This is a genomic window from Vibrio kasasachensis, from assembly GCF_050337565.1.
Lineage (GTDB): Bacteria > Pseudomonadota > Gammaproteobacteria > Enterobacterales > Vibrionaceae > Vibrio > Vibrio kasasachensis.
The window spans coordinates 41,041-56,465 of the sequence record NZ_JAKJTB010000011.1; the positions used below are offsets into that span (position 1 = coordinate 41,041).

General features: G+C 43.6%; 16 protein-coding genes. 6 read left to right on the plus strand and 10 right to left on the minus strand.

Annotated elements, in window-relative coordinates:
- Positions 1-203 precede the first annotated feature (203 nt).
- Positions 204-758: an outer membrane beta-barrel protein gene (locus L4C38_RS07100; protein ID WP_428796838.1), complete on the plus strand. Its 555-nt coding sequence runs from the start codon at positions 204-206 to the stop codon at positions 756-758.
- Between the two features lie 48 nt (positions 759-806).
- Here L4C38_RS07100 and L4C38_RS07105 read toward each other — a convergent pair whose 3' ends face one another.
- The 4 genes from L4C38_RS07105 to L4C38_RS07120 all read right to left on the minus strand — a co-directional run bounded on the left by L4C38_RS07105 (position 807) and on the right by L4C38_RS07120 (position 4,521).
- The gene (locus tag L4C38_RS07105) at positions 807-2,294 is read right to left on the minus strand and encodes an NAD(P)H-hydrate dehydratase (protein WP_428796839.1); all 1,488 of its coding nucleotides are present in this window, start codon (positions 2,292-2,294) and stop codon (positions 807-809) included.
- A 103-nt stretch (positions 2,295-2,397) separates the two neighbouring features.
- On the minus strand, positions 2,398-2,832 hold the full coding sequence (locus L4C38_RS07110) for a PAS domain-containing protein (RefSeq protein ID WP_428796840.1): 435 nt from the start codon (positions 2,830-2,832) through the stop codon (positions 2,398-2,400).
- Positions 2,832-3,842, minus strand: coding sequence for a response regulator (locus tag L4C38_RS07115; protein ID WP_428796841.1), 1,011 nt, complete (start codon positions 3,840-3,842; stop codon positions 2,832-2,834). Before L4C38_RS07115 ends, L4C38_RS07110 begins: the two co-directional genes overlap by 1 nt.
- 217 nt (positions 3,843-4,059) lie before the next feature.
- Positions 4,060-4,521, minus strand: a complete 462-nt coding sequence (locus L4C38_RS07120; RefSeq protein ID WP_428796842.1) for a TetR/AcrR family transcriptional regulator — start codon at positions 4,519-4,521, stop codon at positions 4,060-4,062.
- A 505-nt stretch (positions 4,522-5,026) separates the two neighbouring features.
- Between L4C38_RS07120 and L4C38_RS07125 the strand changes: the two genes are divergently transcribed.
- Together L4C38_RS07125 and L4C38_RS07130 are read left to right on the plus strand one after the other, a co-directional pair.
- Positions 5,027-5,323 carry a DUF406 family protein gene (locus L4C38_RS07125; RefSeq protein ID WP_428796843.1) on the plus strand — a complete coding sequence of 99 codons (297 nt, stop codon included), beginning with the start codon at positions 5,027-5,029 and terminating at the stop codon, positions 5,321-5,323.
- A 378-nt stretch (positions 5,324-5,701) separates the two neighbouring features.
- Positions 5,702-6,298, plus strand: coding sequence for a hypothetical protein (locus L4C38_RS07130; protein ID WP_428796844.1), 597 nt, complete (start codon positions 5,702-5,704; stop codon positions 6,296-6,298).
- Positions 6,299-6,369: 71 nt separating this feature from the next.
- Here L4C38_RS07130 and L4C38_RS07135 read toward each other — a convergent pair whose 3' ends face one another.
- Both L4C38_RS07135 and L4C38_RS07140 read right to left on the minus strand, forming a co-directional pair.
- On the minus strand, positions 6,370-7,482 hold the full coding sequence (locus L4C38_RS07135) for a 1-acyl-sn-glycerol-3-phosphate acyltransferase (RefSeq protein WP_428796845.1): 1,113 nt from the start codon (positions 7,480-7,482) through the stop codon (positions 6,370-6,372).
- 33 nt (positions 7,483-7,515) lie between these two features.
- The gene (locus L4C38_RS07140; protein ID WP_428796846.1) at positions 7,516-7,671 is read right to left on the minus strand and encodes a hypothetical protein; all 156 of its coding nucleotides are present in this window, start codon (positions 7,669-7,671) and stop codon (positions 7,516-7,518) included.
- Here L4C38_RS07140 and L4C38_RS07145 point away from each other — a divergent pair.
- The 3 genes from L4C38_RS07145 (at position 7,670) to L4C38_RS07155 (ending at position 10,096) form a co-directional block, all read left to right on the plus strand.
- A complete protein-coding gene (locus tag L4C38_RS07145; RefSeq protein WP_428796847.1) occupies positions 7,670-8,281 on the plus strand; it encodes an AraC family transcriptional regulator in 612 nt (203 codons plus the stop codon). The two genes, L4C38_RS07140 and L4C38_RS07145, sit on opposite strands and share 2 nt — an antisense overlap.
- A 164-nt stretch (positions 8,282-8,445) precedes the next feature.
- Positions 8,446-9,093, plus strand: coding sequence for a DsbA family oxidoreductase (locus L4C38_RS07150; protein WP_428796848.1), 648 nt, complete (start codon positions 8,446-8,448; stop codon positions 9,091-9,093).
- An 85-nt stretch (positions 9,094-9,178) separates the two neighbouring features.
- Positions 9,179-10,096 (plus strand): M14 family metallopeptidase, encoded by a 918-nt coding sequence (locus tag L4C38_RS07155; RefSeq protein ID WP_428796849.1) that lies wholly within the window; start codon positions 9,179-9,181, stop codon positions 10,094-10,096.
- A gap of 233 nt (positions 10,097-10,329) precedes the next feature.
- Here L4C38_RS07155 and L4C38_RS07160 read toward each other — a convergent pair whose 3' ends face one another.
- Genes L4C38_RS07160 through L4C38_RS07175 form a run of 4 tightly spaced genes read right to left on the minus strand, consistent with a single transcriptional unit; the run spans position 10,330 to position 15,002 of the window.
- Positions 10,330-11,751, minus strand: a complete 1,422-nt coding sequence (locus L4C38_RS07160; protein ID WP_428796850.1) for an ABC transporter ATP-binding protein — start codon at positions 11,749-11,751, stop codon at positions 10,330-10,332.
- Positions 11,748-12,533: an ABC transporter permease gene (locus tag L4C38_RS07165; RefSeq protein WP_428796851.1), complete on the minus strand. Its 786-nt coding sequence runs from the start codon at positions 12,531-12,533 to the stop codon at positions 11,748-11,750. The genes L4C38_RS07160 and L4C38_RS07165 overlap by 4 nt, the downstream gene beginning before the upstream one ends.
- Positions 12,530-13,474: an ABC transporter permease gene (locus L4C38_RS07170; RefSeq protein ID WP_428796852.1), complete on the minus strand. Its 945-nt coding sequence runs from the start codon at positions 13,472-13,474 to the stop codon at positions 12,530-12,532. Before L4C38_RS07170 ends, L4C38_RS07165 begins: the two co-directional genes overlap by 4 nt.
- On the minus strand, positions 13,467-15,002 hold the full coding sequence (locus L4C38_RS07175; protein ID WP_428796853.1) for an ABC transporter substrate-binding protein: 1,536 nt from the start codon (positions 15,000-15,002) through the stop codon (positions 13,467-13,469). Before L4C38_RS07175 ends, L4C38_RS07170 begins: the two co-directional genes overlap by 8 nt.
- Positions 15,003-15,425 lie beyond the last annotated feature (423 nt).

Below are 15,425 nucleotides of genomic sequence, written 5' to 3' on the forward strand. Positions count from 1 at the left end.
TTCGTTGCTACGGCAGCACTATTGTTATCAACATGGTCAGTATGTGAATTAGATCACCTCGTAACAGTTCAATCCCCTAATAAAAACCGGCTTCGAATCAACCCCAATTATCAATTTTTTATCTCTTTCACTAAATTTTATTCTTTATAAACAGGACGCCATTCGTTATAGTTATGTAAAATATTCTAATTAAGGTTCTTGATATGCATCGTCTCACACTCATTTCGCTTACTGTCGTAACATCAATTTTTAGCGCTACTTCTGTACTTGCGGCTAGCCAGCACTCATTTTATGGACAAACAGGCGTGTCTACGTTTAGCAAAGACAGTCACTCACAAAGCGGGCTCTATTTTCAAGGTGGTTATAATTACAATTTGACGCCTTTTTTCGCTTTGGATCTACACTATACGCGCGCAAATTCATTTAACTCCAATTTATCACAAGGGAGTAATGACTTTACCGTAGAAGCAGATGGGTTCGGCGCTGGTATAAAATTAGAACACTATATGGGACGCGTTAACTTCCTTGCAAAAACAGGCGTAAGCGCGCTGCGTATTACTCAAGAATACTGGGATCAAAGCTCACTCTCATTTAAAAAAAATAAAGAAAGCGTAACCAGCCCATATGTCGAAGTTGGCGTTGGTATGATGTCTCCTTGGACCAAAAACCTTAACATTAGCCTAAATTATAATTACCAACTCGCCGATGACACTTGGGACATTTCAACGTTTTCAGTCAACGGCAACTACTACTTTTAGGCGCTAAAAACAACGGATTGATGAGCAATTAAAGTACCAATCAATCCGTTAGATGTGGTGAATAACATAGCGGATACTATTCACCACATCTGTTGCAGTAAGACCACACTGTCCATTGGATGAAACGTTATAATCGGCAGCACAACTATGTAGCATCACTGCAATTCTTGCTGCCATATCCGGTGTGTACGATTGCGCTAACAGAGCAACAGTAATACCCGTTAACGTATCTCCCATGCCGCCTGTTGCCATGCCAGCATTGCCTGCGCTACAAACGTAAGTGCCTTTCTCTGTACAAACTAATGTTCCGGCACCTTTTAAAACCACAACCCCACCATAACGCTGTTGCAGTTGAACCACTGCTTGATATCGGTTTTTCTCTATGTCATCAATCGAACAGGCTAATAGATTTGCCGCTTCACCTGGGTGAGGCGTGATGATCCGTCGGTCATCCTTACTTGGATTTTGAGCCAAAAAACTCAGTGCATCGGCATCAAGCACTTTTGGCTTCGCACTAATTGATGCCCTTTCAAATATTTGCTGAGCATGAATCGTTTTACCGAGCCCTGGACCAAGAGCAAAAGCGTTACACCAATCCAGTCTTTGGCTGAGATTTCCTTCGCTCCACGTGGCAAACATCACCTCAGGGGTAGAAACCAATCCGGCTGTAAGGTTTCTCTCTTCGGTTAAACAAGCGGTTAATCCTGAACCTGATTTAAGACACGCATTTGCGGCAATTAAAATGGCACCACCCAATCCGTAGTCTCCGCCGACAAGTAATGCTTTCCCTTGTGTGCCTTTATGGGCGCAAGCGTCACGCTGTTTTAACGGATAGATAAGCTGTGAAGAATCCAACCAAATTTTAGTCGTTTGCATTTGGTCAAATTGTTCATTCACCCCTAGACCTGAGAAATGCAAGTGACCAACAAACGTTCTGGCTTGTCCCGTCACTAATCCTCGTTTGATACCAATAAAGGTAACAGTGTGACTCGCTCGAATGCAGTACCCTAATACTCTTCCGGTATCACTGCACAAACCTGAAGGCACATCGACGGAAACTGTTTCAATGTGTGAGTTGTTCACTTGGTCAATCAATACACCAAGCGAATCGCGCACTTTGCCACTTAACCCAGTGCCCAATAATGCATCTATTGCCACATCAAAGTTATCGAGTGGACAGGTGTAGCATTGGACTATGTGTCCACCCGCTAATAGGTAATCTTGATAGGCACGCTTTGCATCACCGGTTAGTTTATCAGGCAATGTTGCGGCCCAAACCGTTACCTTTATCCCCCGTTCAACAGCGAGTTTGGCAACCACATACCCATCACCGCCATTATTGCCCCCACCGCAAAGCACGAGCATTGTTACATCACTGCCATAAAGCTCTATGACTTTGTTAAACACCGCCTCGCCAGCCGAAAGCATGAGTTGATACATACTGAGACCTGTGAGTTTTGCAGCCTCCACCTCCCCTGCTTTCACTTGCTGCGCTTGATACAACGGTTGTATGTTTAGCGGCTTGGGTTGCGACATAACATTTCCTTATTATTTACGGGCAAGCACTAGGCTGATACTAAAAAGGCTAGCTTATATTAAGCTAGCCTTCATTTATGCGGTTCATGATGAACAATTGTCTTTACGCTTTGGAAGCCAACGCTTCTGCAGTCGCATCTTGGACAGATAGAAATAATGAGCGTATTTCACCCGTTGGGGTGCGCATCGGATTCAGTGTGATGTTTTGATACATATAATCCGCTTGTTGCGTTACAGGGCGAACATTTCGACACTTAAACAAATAATGTCTTTGCTGCCAAGTAATGAAGCTGCGGCAACCTAAATCATACACAGGCTTGGTTTTGAGTTTGAACCATTCAGGCTGAATTTCAGGAAACACCTCGAACAGTGATTTTCCAATAGCATCATGGGCTTGAATGCCACTGTGATGCGTCATGAAGCCATTCCAAACTTGGACATTATGATCTCGATCTAACACCACCAGCCCCAAGTCGACATTTTGTACCATATCAACCATCCAATGGAACTGCTCAAATTCTGCAGGCAGATGTAACATTACGCATCCTCCATTAGGTATGACAACTTATTATCCAATAACGGTAAAGAATCATCGACAAACATAAACAGTAAATCACAACGAATTGATGTACCGTCAATGACATAGCTAACCTCAAATGTCATGGTCTTTTTAAAGGTACCAGCAGTTGAGTTAATCACTGAATCGATTGAGATATGTTGCCCAAGTAGAACTGGGGAGCTTTGAAAGAAACGCACTTCAACTTGCTGACCAAGACCTTGTAGGAATGAACCAACTAAGATGTTAGATACATCCATTAGCAGTTCGAGCTCTTCCAACTCGTCACTGTCTGCCGGGATCTTCATTAGTTTCTTTAGATCAGAAACACTTGAATCACTGAGTAATACCAGCGCTTCTCCCGCGATTCCTTCACCGCTAAAGCCCTGACACACTCCAGAGACCTGATCATTGTTCGAAAGATCGCGCAGCGCCATATGTAACTCACTGACCTCAAAGATATTTACGTTGGGCAATGGTAGGTGTACAAACACATCAAAATGGCGAGCCAAAGCATCGGCAGCGCGACCAATCGAAACGTTCGCCACTTCCATATAAATATCACGACGACGCAACGCAGGGGAAAGCACTGGAGCGGAAGGAATATAAGCGGCTGTGCTTCGCTCGGTTGGTAACACCAACTCGGCTAATACTTGTTTTAGAGCCTGTTGATCAATCGGCTTTTGTAGAAAAGCTTTAGCGCCAAGCGCCATCACACGTTCTTTGGCTTTTGGTTGAATATCACCGGAAACGACGACTACATTCACATCTATAGCGCGTTTTCTCAGCTCTTCCAAAGTACCAAAACCATCCAACTCCGGCATGGTGAGGTCAAGGAACATGATCTTAAATGGTTGTTTTTCTAGTTGTTCTAGGGCATCAAACCCATGAACAGCAAAGCTAATCTCTGCGTTAAGCGATGCAGGTAGAGAGCGAGCCATCTGCTTACGCGCTAGCGCTGAATCATCACAGATTAATACGGGAAAAGACATCGTAGTACCCACTGCCATTGGTTTAGTTATAAACAAATTGTAACAGATAGTTATAGTGTCAGATACGGTTTAATACCACCAAACAGCTTTAAACTCGGGTGGTTAATGCCGTAATTCGCTATATCCATCAATATTCGTTTTTCATTGCTATCGAGCTTAAAATACGAAAAAGCCAGCATACGAATGCTGGCTTTTTATCGACAAATTCAGATGGTGTTTAGTAAGCCATTTTAATCAATGATTTACCAATCAACCACTCAAGTTCTTTCGCACTTTCTTTACCAAATTTAACGTCAACCGCTTTATATAGACGTTCAATACCATTCGCCGCAAACTCATGAGCATTTTCAGAAGTTACAATATGATGAAACAGCAAACGCAAAATAGCTAAGAACTCACTATTATCAAGTGCCTTAATCCAGCTATCTGAAAATTCATTCAAGCTCGCATCAAAGTTTATATGTTCAACAAACATTTTAAAAATACGGCCATCTAAAGCCGCTGTAAAATCTGTTTTCTTTGGAAAATGATGGCTTATCCCTGTGCGAGAAACTCCAGTCTGCTGGCTAAGTGTGGTGTAGGACATCTTGTCATAACCAAGACGCAGAAGTTGATCAACAACAGCATCCATAATCTTTTGTATTGTGATTTCGGTATCTTCTTTACTACGCTTCGGCATGTTTTGGCTCTTCTGTTTGTAAATCCATTGGACTCAAATGAGTCTTAAAATAGGGACTAGTTAAATCTGTAATTTTTTTAATTTAACCACAGCAACAATGCATTACTGCTAAAAACTTTAGAAAAGTATCTTATCACGCTACTTTTCTCCCTCGATGGCTAAATTAATCTAGGAACACCTTTTTCTCATTAATGATCCAATAACAACACGAATGAGAACTGGAGTCGTTTATAATTCGTTATAAATAAAATCGTCTTGGATAGTGTTACAAAACTAGAACACTTACAACTAAACGCACAGCGTCCTGACATCCTTCTGACTGTTTAATTCTAATCTATATGACCGAAATCACACAAAGTTTGTTAAATCCTATACAATTATGCAATAAATTTTCTACACAACCGATTGCAAACTTATATTGATTATTTTGTTACCACTTCATTTTTATGGATAATATTAAAATATATCGATAAAATGACCGTAATTATTTGAAGAGGATATAGCAATGAGTACCGAACACGAAGCTCAAGTATGCGAAGCATGTGGTTGTGCTGGTGAAATAGGTTTCATCATCAAAGAAGGCGACGAAGTTGCTGAAGTAACTATTTTCGCTCAAAACAAGCAACTTATTGAAGCAGAATTGGCAAAGTATGCTGACCTTGCAAAACAAGTTTGTGCTGAAGTTCAATACGAAACAACTGAACTAACAGATGAGACGACTGAGCTTACAGTACGTTTTAAATTCGAAGTTAGCGCCGAAAAGCTAATTTTTGAATTGAAAACTCGCTCTCTATCTCGCTAGTTTCTATACCCAAGAAACTTGAAGATGCAGGTAGGCGGCAAGTAAGAAAATCCCCTGAGCATAGATGAACTATGTGATTGGGGCGCACGAACACAGCCAACACCGCTGCAACTTCAAGTATGACGGGTATAAAGCGGGCGCCCGCCCGCTTTTCTTCCCCTGTGACCATTCATTTCCACCTAGATCCGATTCAACCATTCATTATATTTATCAACGCCTTGAACAAGACAATAGCGCCGGCAATGCGCAGCGTGTAGTTATACGCCTTATTTCAAATAAACCGCTCTTAGCGTTCACCAATCCAAATTGGCAATAGTAGTTGACCTATTTGAGTGGCTTGTGAATACTGACCACAAAGTCACTTTCTATGCCTAACTTATGCTTCGACGTCTTTGTACACTGATTTTATTCATTTCTGCTGCCGCAACCGGTCAAGCACTGGATAGTTATCGAATCCTCAACCACCTCGACAATTACGGCAATTTGGATTTAAGAAATAAGCCGTATACGGAGCTGCCTGCCGGTATTGAAATAAAAGGCAATCTCAATATTGCTAAAACTCAAATCAAAAGCCTTCCTGCAGGCACAACAATTGACGGCAGTTTAAATGCCGCTAACAGCGCACTGGCTAAGTTGGGAAAAGGAACGTCAATTAAAGGTTACGCAAATTTTCTCGGCTCACAGATAAAACGCTGGCCAAATGGCATAAAAGTGGGTGGCTATCTTAATTTTTCCGACACGCCATTGGAAAAACTGCCAAGTCGTATGCGAGTGAAGGGTGATCTCAACGTAGTTCGTACGCCTTTAACATCACTCCCTGAAGGTATTATTATTCAGGGTGATCTCTACATTGGTGGCTCCAAAATCAACCAATTTCCGAATACAATGACTGTCAATGGCAACATCTTCTTAGGCGGAAACCACATTACCAAGTGGCCCGAAAGTTTAACGCTCGGTGGTGCAGTTCAACGCTAATTTCGCATTCAGCCAGACACAAAAAAGGCAGCCTAGGCTGCCTTTAGTTTTAATTGTCTCTTGATACTGAGCTAAGCGTTACCTTCTCCGTGATTTCTTACCGGGTTGGCGTAGCTATCAATAAGGAATTGATGCGCACCTTCAGGTAATTGTGCAAGCTTGGCATTCATCACCGACTCTACCTCAGCCCCTACACTCATATCGCCCGCTGCAAGCTGGTTGATTGGGAATAGCTTATAATTGGTATGTATTTGGCGGTCAATTTCCGCTGCTAATGCATCCGGTGTTTCATAAAGTTCATCTATAACATCACCAAATGCGACATGTACTCGACCTTTATCACCAACAATACCTTGAATGATGCTTTCAATATCTTCAAATTCACCCTTTTCATAGCAACCATTAACTGACTTTTCATACAGCTCACGGGCTTTGGCTACATCACAAGGGTCATTTTCATAAGAGATCGACACCGGTACTATTTTTAATGACTGAATGTAAGTAGCAAAATCAATTTTTTGACGACGCCCTTCTACATGGAACATCTTCAAAATTGCCGGCTCGGTGAAGTCATTACCATCTTTGGCACGACCTTCTCTTTGCGCAATCCAGATAGAATTGCCCGTCTCCAATGAATGCTTGATGTAAGAAGAGAGTGTACCCAGCATTTTCATCATTTCACGAGGTGCTTTCGCAGAGCGTTTAACGATGAAGCTTTTGTTCAAGCGCATTAATTCTGCAGCACATTGCTTCTTAAGCAAATTATCGCCAATAGCGATACGCACCGTCTTATGCTCACTTTGATGTAAACCATAGTTAACTAAGGCAGGATCCATAGCAATATCACGATGGTTAGAGACAAACAAATACGCTGCTTGCTTATCAAGTTTGTCCATCCCACTAAAAGTGACACCACGCGTCGTGGTATTTATGGTTTGATGTAAATACTTTTTCACTTCAAGCTGTATTGACTCAGTGGTCATTAGCTTTGACCACTTATGCTTCAGGTATACTTTTACCAACGGCGTCATTATTGCTTTAAACCACGCCGCGTGATTAGAAAATCGATGATGTAAGATGGCAGCAATAAATTCATCGTCTTGGATCAGGCGATCAATTGCAGCTGGGACCTCGTCATCACTGTAGGGACGTATATCAATATAAGGGTCAGTATTTATAGTCATTTTAATCTATATCAGAGACAAATCGCGGTCATTCTACGCATAGAATCGATTCTTGACAGCTAAGATGCGCACATAATCACTAAGGTCAGACCAGAACATGACCGGAATGTCGCTCTCTAGCAATGCCATATGGCTTTTTTCAAATAGACACGCTACTCTTAGCGCCCCATAAAAACCGAGTTTTTCCATGCACTACTCTATCTCTCATCAGACAACAGAATTTGGCTTTTTATCAATTACTCCACGAAAAAAACTACTCAAGCATATCTTACTGAGTGTTAGCGATGGTTTAGCTCTGGTAAGACTTGGTAAGCACGAGTACGCTGTTGAAGCAGGGCAAACTCTGTGGCTGCCATTTGATTGCTTAGCCTCTATCAGCTATTTTCCTCAAACCAAAGTCGCACTGGTCGAGGTTTCAAGCCGCGTGCAGCAGAGCCTGCCAAAACAAGCTGGTTTTGTTGAACTCAATGAATTAGCAACGGCCGTGGTCAACCGTTTGAGCTCTATGGAAGAATCTCATGATCTCCGAGTCAACCTGTACCGCGTGTTACTGAGCGAATTACCGAGTTTGAAACCGACCTTGCAGCAATCTTTTGTCAGCAAGCAGATTTCAAAATGGGCACCAGATCAAAGCAGCACCCTGCCAACAGATCTTCAACTAGCCCTAAAGGTAAGAGAAGCCCGTAGACGAGTACTCTCTGGAGCTAAAGTGGATGACGTTGTAAACAGCCTTTTTTCTGGTAATCACGCGGCTTTTACATTGATGCTAAAGACCATTTGTGGGCAAGACCATTTCTGACCAAAGTCGCCAGTCAACAGCTTTAAAATTGACCATGGTTTTGCCACATTCAACATCACTATTTGCTACAAAATCACACATGCTGACTTAAAATTAAAATAGCGCTGGCTCAAAATATCGAGTTTCGGCACAATAATTTTTCGTCTTAGTCATGGAGTGGTGTGATGAAAACCGTGCGTATCGATATCGTCTCTGATGTGGTCTGCCCTTGGTGTATAATAGGTTTTGGTCGTCTAAAACAAGCGCTAGCAAGTCTAGACCATGAAATTAACGCTGAAGTTCATTGGCACCCATTTGAATTAAACCCTGCCATGCCCATTGAAGGTCAGAACTTACGCCAACATCTAGCTGAAAAATATGGCACCACGCCGAATGCTAGTCAATCAGCCCGAGAGACTCTCACTCAACTGGGCGCAGACGTTGATTTTGAGTTCAATTTTAGCGATGACATGCGTATTTACAACACACGCAAGGCTCACCAGTTACTGCTTTGGGCGCAAAGTGAACACAAGCAACAAGCATTAAAATTAGCGCTTTTCCGTGCCTATTTCACCGAGAATAAAGACATCTCCGATAGCGACGTACTTATAGACGCAGCGCAGTCCGTTGGGCTTGATAAGCAAACGGCGGCGGTTATTTTAGATGATACCGCATGGGCGAAAACCGTTGCCAAAACCGAACAGCAGTGGCTAGAAGCCGGAATCAATGCCGTCCCTGCGATCATATTTGATCAAAAGCATCTCATTTCCGGCGCACAAAATGTAGATGCGTTAACCCAAGTATTACGCGACGTAGCAAACTCTATTGAGTAACAACTCCGATTCGAAATCCTTTTGCATAGTGATCACTCTGTCGCTATGCTCCTGAGAACTAATTAATTTGATAAATAACTTAATAATGAAAACACAAACAATCTGCCCATTTGGTACTGCTGGTCAAAAATGGGATGACAATGATCGCCAAGCTTGGCGCGAGTCGACTCAAATTAAACGTCTATACAGCGAAGAAGTACTGCCTAAAATTGAGGCGTTAAAAGCACGCTTTAATGTGGAACAATATGGTGCCCTTTCTTACGATGCCGAACGCTTTCCATTGTTTTGCATCAAGAGCAACAATTGGAATAACACCAAGCCAACCGTTTTGATCTCGGGTGGCGTGCATGGCTACGAAACAAGTGGCGTTCAAGGCGCTCTTTTATTTGCAGATCAGCATCTTGAATCTTACTCTGAGCACTTCAACATCGTTGTCGCACCATGTGTAAGCCCGTGGGGTTATGAAACCATCAATCGTTGGAATCCATTAGCGATTGACCCAAACCGCTCATTCTATGTAGACAGCCCAGCGGAAGAGTCTGCCGCACTGCAAGCTCTAGTAGCTGAAATTGGTGATGTGTTGATTCACTTCGATCTGCATGAAACGACCGACACCGATGAAACAGAATTTCGCCCTGCGCTTGCTGCTCGTGATGGCATCGAGTATGAAGAAGACATCATTCCTGATGGCTTCTACACAGTAGGTGACACCGAGAACCCACAATCTGACTTTCAAGCGGCAGTGATCAAATCAGTCGCTAAAGTGACGCATATTGCACCAGCGGATGACAAAGGCGAGATTATTGGCTCAGAAGTCGTGCAAGAAGGCGTTATCTTGTACCCAATGGATCAACTTGGGCTTTGCGGTAGCGTAACGAACTGTACGTTCCACACCACTACCGAAGTTTACCCTGATAGCCCGAAAGTAACAGATGAAGAATGTAATCAAGGGCAAGTAGCCGCAATTATTGGTGGTCTAGAGTATGTGATTACTCACCATTAATATCCCTGAAGTTATGCCGCGTCCATTTATTGAATGTTAAAAATTTGACTGTTAAAAATGTCACTTCGGACGACGTAAGAAAATTATATACATTCTCAATCAAGCTCTAACGTTTGTAGTTACTCATACTTTCTCATACTTTCTATGGGTAACTACAAACATGCCACAGCTCGGTCTACACATCAAACCAATCCCGTCACTCTTACGCGTGTCTATCAGTTCAGATATTTGAGTTAAACAAAGACAGCATTGACAGAGACTGCATCTGAAGCATAGTAGTTAAGGTTTATTACCTTGTCGCAAAGCTTTTCAAGGGCGATTTCATCATGACCGATGAGCAGCAAACTACATTGCTGCTCAGCCGCGAGAGAGGTTAGCAATTGTAGAGTTTCTGCTGCGGTGATCGGGTCAAGACGCGATGTAGGCTCATCTGCAATCAATAACTTTGGTTTCATCAGCAGCGCACGCAAGATAGCAAAACGTTGTAACTCACCACCCGAGATCTGCCTTGGCGTGCGTTCAAGCAAACTCATATCTAGCTTAAGCCGTGTCATAAGTGGTGAAACATCAGCCTGCTCAAAAGGATAAATGCGCTGTAAGTCATTCAATAATTGCGTGAGCGTAACATGAGCCGGAAAGGCACTAGGTGGATCTTGATACAGCTTGAGCTTTTGCCCAACCGCTATCGGTTGATGAAAGACAATCTCGCCGCTCGCAGGCGTCAATAACCCCAATAAGGCATCAGCCAAACTGGTTTTGCCACAACCACTTTGACCACATATTCCCAATACCTCACCCTGAGCAAGCGATAAAGATACATCGTCGAACAGAGTCGATTGATTTCGCCTTAGCGAGAGTCTATCAACACTCAATAATGCTTTATCTTGTTGGGCAGATTTGCGTTTAGGCCAATACTGAGGGCTCGATTCAATCAACTGTTTAGCATATTCAGACACAGGGTTAGCAAGTACATCGAGTGCATTGCCTGATTCCATTACTTTGCCTTGTTTCATCACTATGATGTCACCGCCTAGCCTTTGCGCTAACTCAATATCATGGGTGATCGTGATTAATCCTCCAAGTTTGGCATGCTCAACCAACATATCACCGACAATATGACAATGTGCTCGGTCAAGCCCCTTGGTTGGTTCATCCGCTAACAATAGCTCACCGCCCGCTTGAGTTGCGCACAAATAGGCAATTCGCTGCGCCATTCCACCTGAAAGCTGGAAAGGATATTTACTTTTCGCATGGCTAAGATTCATACTTTGCAAAGCTTGCTCGGTGTGGAATTTAGCGAGCGTGGCTTGCTGGTCGTTAACCAAGGTATGAACTTCTTCAATTTGCTTATGGACTGGCATAATAGGATCGAGTGCAAGCCAAGGCTCTTGAGGTAGCAAAGCAATCTGCCGGCCCCAAGTCAATTGCAACTCTTTATCGCTAACTAATCGACCAGTTAAGAATACCTGCCCACTCGCTTGCAGCTCTTTCGGCAAAGTACCGGTGAGCGCGGCGGCAATCAAACTTTTCCCCGCTCCCGTTTCGCCAAGAATTGTCAGTGGTCTGCCTCTATCTAACGAAAAACTGACCGGTTCAACTAACACACTCTGTTTGGTTGATACAGACAACGACTCAACCCGGATTAAATGACTCATGACTTTTCTCCGCTCGCCAATAAGTGGAAACCGAGCACCAACACAAACAAGGCAATCAATGGCTGAGCCAGTACCCAAGGCGCAACTTGATAATAGCGAAATAGCTCGACCATCATTAGGCCAAGCTCTGCTTCTGGTGGCTTAAGACCGACATGCAAGAAACCCAGTGAAGCTAACGCTAAAATTGTGTTTCCAGCACCAAAGCAACACAGCATGAACACATCTTGACGGCAATGCGACCAAATATGGCGCTTGAACACATACCAAGAACCAAAACCATACAACACAGAGGCTTCGACTTCTGGCGAATTGACCAATGACAAGGTTCGGTTGCGCACCACACGGAAAAACTCAACCCAAAGGATTAAAGCAATTGCGACATATAAGATAGTAAAAGAGCCTGGTACAAGCGCCGCAAACAACAGCACCAAGATTAAGCCGGGCATGGCGAGAATAATATTCATCACAAACGAGAAGCTTCTATCCCACCACCCTCTTCGCCAACCAGCAAGTACACCCGCAGCAATACCAAGGGCTGCTGAAGTGAGAACGCTTAACCATGCTAACGATAAAGAGGTCACAATCGCATCACTCAAGCGCGCAAAGTTACTGCGACCCAAATGATCGCGTCCTAAAGGTTCTGCTAAATCAGCAGTGGCAAAAACCTGCGACAATTGTTGTACGGCAGGGTCTGAGCTAAATATTAATTTTTCAACGATCACAAGCAATAGCGCCGCGCCAATGATCGCCATCCCAATGACTTGCTTTGGGAGTAATTTCATTGCGCGACCTCCTGTTGTTGGCGAGGGTCAAGTTGATAAGTCACAAGGTCAATGAAGGTATTGATCGCAACAAACAATAACCCCATAACAAGAGCTGTACCTTGGATCATTGGAATATCTCGGGCAAAAATGGCATGCGCCAACGCATGACCAATTCCCGGCCAAGAGAATAATGACTCTATCATTATGATGCCTTCCATCAGACCAATCGTCTGTATAGCAAGAAAGGTCACAATAGGGATGGCAATATGGCGCTGCGCGTGTTGCTGAAACGCTTGTTCAAAACTCAACCCTTTCAATCGAGCAAACTTGAAATACGGCGCATTAATGGCACTACGCGTGGCATTGCGGATCAAACGGTTGGACATGGCGGCGAGCGACAGCGCTAACGTTAAACCCGGTAAAAACAAATGCGCAGCGGTTCCGAAGCCAACCACCGGAAACAAGCCTAAATGCAGAGCAAAGATGATGATCATAACCAAGCCAATCACAAACACTGGCTGAGCTCGAACAAATACCGAGATTATCAAGACCCACTTATCCGCCGTGGAGTTGGCATGTTTGCCACAATAAACCCCGATTGGAATCGCAATCAAAGCAGAAAGCAGTAACGCAACTACGGCTAACAGTAATGAGTGACCAAGCTGATGCTGAATCTCTTCAATCACAGGGGCACCACTAATTAAAGAGTTACCAAGATCAAACTGAAGTAAATCCCAAAGCCACTGCAAATAAAGCTCATGACCTGCGCGATCTAGCCCTAGCTCAGCACTGACCGCTTTTGCTGCGTCTGAATCGACATAATCATAACCATAACGCCCTGCCGCGATACGGAATGCAAAATCACCAGGCAACAGACGCATTATGATAAAAGTTAAAGTGCCGATGCTCCAAGCCACCAATGTGGCTTGGAAGATCCGTCTAAGTAAGATATTAATCATTCAGCGTCATCTCTGAAATGCGGTAGTTGATCTCAAAGGGGTCAAAGCTAAAGTTGCCCACTTTCTTATTAACTGCCACAAGTTGGGTGTAGAACGTAATGGGGATAAGCGGCATTTTTTTCGCCAAAATTTGCGAGGCTTGCTGAGCTTGTTGCTGATAACTTGCTGCATCTTTAGTCGTACTTAAACGGTTAAGCAATTGGCTAAATTCTGCTGAAGACCAATTAGTCGGTCCCCAGTCGCTGCCTTTATGCTCTGCAAAATCTTTCAAAAGGAGTGCTAGTGGGTCAACCGTTGCTCCAAAGTTTCGAGCCACTAATCCAAGCTCAATGGTGCCATCTTGGTGTTTAGCAGGGATGGCACTCGAGTTATCAATACTGATATCAACCTCAATTCCAACTTCCTTGAGTTGTGCTTGGATAGCCGTCGCCACTACAGGTAACTCTGGGCGATCGGAATAAGTCGTTAGGTTAACCACAAAAGGCTGACCATCACGCTCAAGCATCCCCTGCTCATTCACCTGCCAACCCTGAGATGTCAGTAATTCTTTGGCTTTAACGAGATCGCGCGAGGTTTGAGTAAACTTCTCAATGTGCCAAGCCCCTAAAGAAGGAGCAAACAGTTGGTAAGCTTCAGAGCCCGGCATGCGAATAATTTGCTGAGAAATCCCTGAACGGTCTAACGCTAAGCTCAGTGCTTGGCGTGTTTGGTAAGAATTTAAGTAAGGGTGTTCATTGTTAAGTTTTAGCAAGATAGTACGTGGAATTGATTCGCGTACAATTTCGACTGTGTCAGTTTGCTGCAGAGGAGCAACACTGGCAGGGTCGAGTGTGTAAACGATATCCGCTTGCCCTGTCTGTGCCAACAAAGCACGGCTTTCAGCACGGTGACCAGCAAGATACTGCACTTTCTCAATCTTGGCTTTCTCACCCCAATAATTATCGTAACGCGTAACATGAATCTTGTGCGGCGGTACGAGCTCTTCAATCTGGTAAGGACCTGTGCCCGCCAATGAAGTAGCAACCCCCTCTTGGTTATAACTGTTAGGCGATGCAATCGCGACAGTGTAGTGAGCCAATACCGTTAGCATGGGGTTATAGGGCTTAGATAGCTGAATAATAAGTTGATCGCCATCTGTTGCTATCTCAGTAATTGGGGCACGTTTGATAACACCAGGTTTTGCCATCGCATTCTTTAATGCATTTTTTACCGCCGCGGCGTCTAACTTCGAACCATCATGGAAAGTAACGCCTTCGCGTAACTCAAATGTCCATGTGAGATCATCGGGGCTGACTGACCAAGCAACAGCCAATTGCGGCTCCACCTGACCTTTTTTATTGATCGCGACCAAAGACTCGACCACTTGCATACGAGTGAACATATAGCCATCTTTTGATAAATCTTGGCTAGAGAACTCGAACGGCCCAGAGATCTTTAACGCTGGCTGGGTTTCAGGTTGGCTAAACTGCCTGATACCAAGAGTGGCAACAACCGCAATGGCTGCTAGTGCAAAAATCCTACTTTTCATTAACTACATATCCTTGATGATTGAACGTATTGTTATGTTATAACGTAACAGCACGCTCAATCAATATGAGAATGAATCTCAATTAATATTTAGCTAACAAAAACAAAAACCGACGTCCCCCTATTAAGTCGCCCAGCGTAGGAAATTACATATGTACTCAAAAAAGCTCTAACGTTTGTAACCACTCTTCTTTCTATGGGTGACTACAAACATGACAAAGTCGCTTGGTGATCACAACACAGCGCAGCTCTCGCTGACTCGGAGTTGGACAAAAATGAGTTTCAAAGTTTGCTAAGTTAGTAAATTACGGATTAGTTAGAGTATTGCAAACTGCCATGACCAACCTTCGGTATCTTACATGTTAGTAGGTTATCGGATAAAAATGACATTACCTAACCGATTGATTAGCGTGTAAAGAGAACA

Coding starts and splice junctions, on each gene's coding strand:
- L4C38_RS07100 (WP_428796838.1), top strand. CDS start 204: ATGCATCGTCTCACACTCATTTCGCTTACTGTCGTAACATCAATTTTT.
- L4C38_RS07105 (WP_428796839.1), bottom strand. CDS start 2,294: ATGTCGCAACCCAAGCCGCTAAACATACAACCGTTGTATCAAGCGCAG.
- L4C38_RS07110 (WP_428796840.1), bottom strand. CDS start 2,832: ATGTTACATCTGCCTGCAGAATTTGAGCAGTTCCATTGGATGGTTGAT.
- L4C38_RS07115 (WP_428796841.1), bottom strand. CDS start 3,842: ATGTCTTTTCCCGTATTAATCTGTGATGATTCAGCGCTAGCGCGTAAG.
- L4C38_RS07120 (WP_428796842.1), bottom strand. CDS start 4,521: ATGCCGAAGCGTAGTAAAGAAGATACCGAAATCACAATACAAAAGATT.
- L4C38_RS07125 (WP_428796843.1), top strand. CDS start 5,027: ATGAGTACCGAACACGAAGCTCAAGTATGCGAAGCATGTGGTTGTGCT.
- L4C38_RS07130 (WP_428796844.1), top strand. CDS start 5,702: ATGCTTCGACGTCTTTGTACACTGATTTTATTCATTTCTGCTGCCGCA.
- L4C38_RS07135 (WP_428796845.1), bottom strand. CDS start 7,482: ATGACTATAAATACTGACCCTTATATTGATATACGTCCCTACAGTGAT.
- L4C38_RS07145 (WP_428796847.1), top strand. CDS start 7,670: ATGCACTACTCTATCTCTCATCAGACAACAGAATTTGGCTTTTTATCA.
- L4C38_RS07140 (WP_428796846.1), bottom strand. CDS start 7,671: ATGGAAAAACTCGGTTTTTATGGGGCGCTAAGAGTAGCGTGTCTATTT.
- L4C38_RS07150 (WP_428796848.1), top strand. CDS start 8,446: ATGAAAACCGTGCGTATCGATATCGTCTCTGATGTGGTCTGCCCTTGG.
- L4C38_RS07155 (WP_428796849.1), top strand. CDS start 9,179: ATGAAAACACAAACAATCTGCCCATTTGGTACTGCTGGTCAAAAATGG.
- L4C38_RS07160 (WP_428796850.1), bottom strand. CDS start 11,751: ATGAGTCATTTAATCCGGGTTGAGTCGTTGTCTGTATCAACCAAACAG.
- L4C38_RS07165 (WP_428796851.1), bottom strand. CDS start 12,533: ATGAAATTACTCCCAAAGCAAGTCATTGGGATGGCGATCATTGGCGCG.
- L4C38_RS07170 (WP_428796852.1), bottom strand. CDS start 13,474: ATGATTAATATCTTACTTAGACGGATCTTCCAAGCCACATTGGTGGCT.
- L4C38_RS07175 (WP_428796853.1), bottom strand. CDS start 15,002: ATGAAAAGTAGGATTTTTGCACTAGCAGCCATTGCGGTTGTTGCCACT.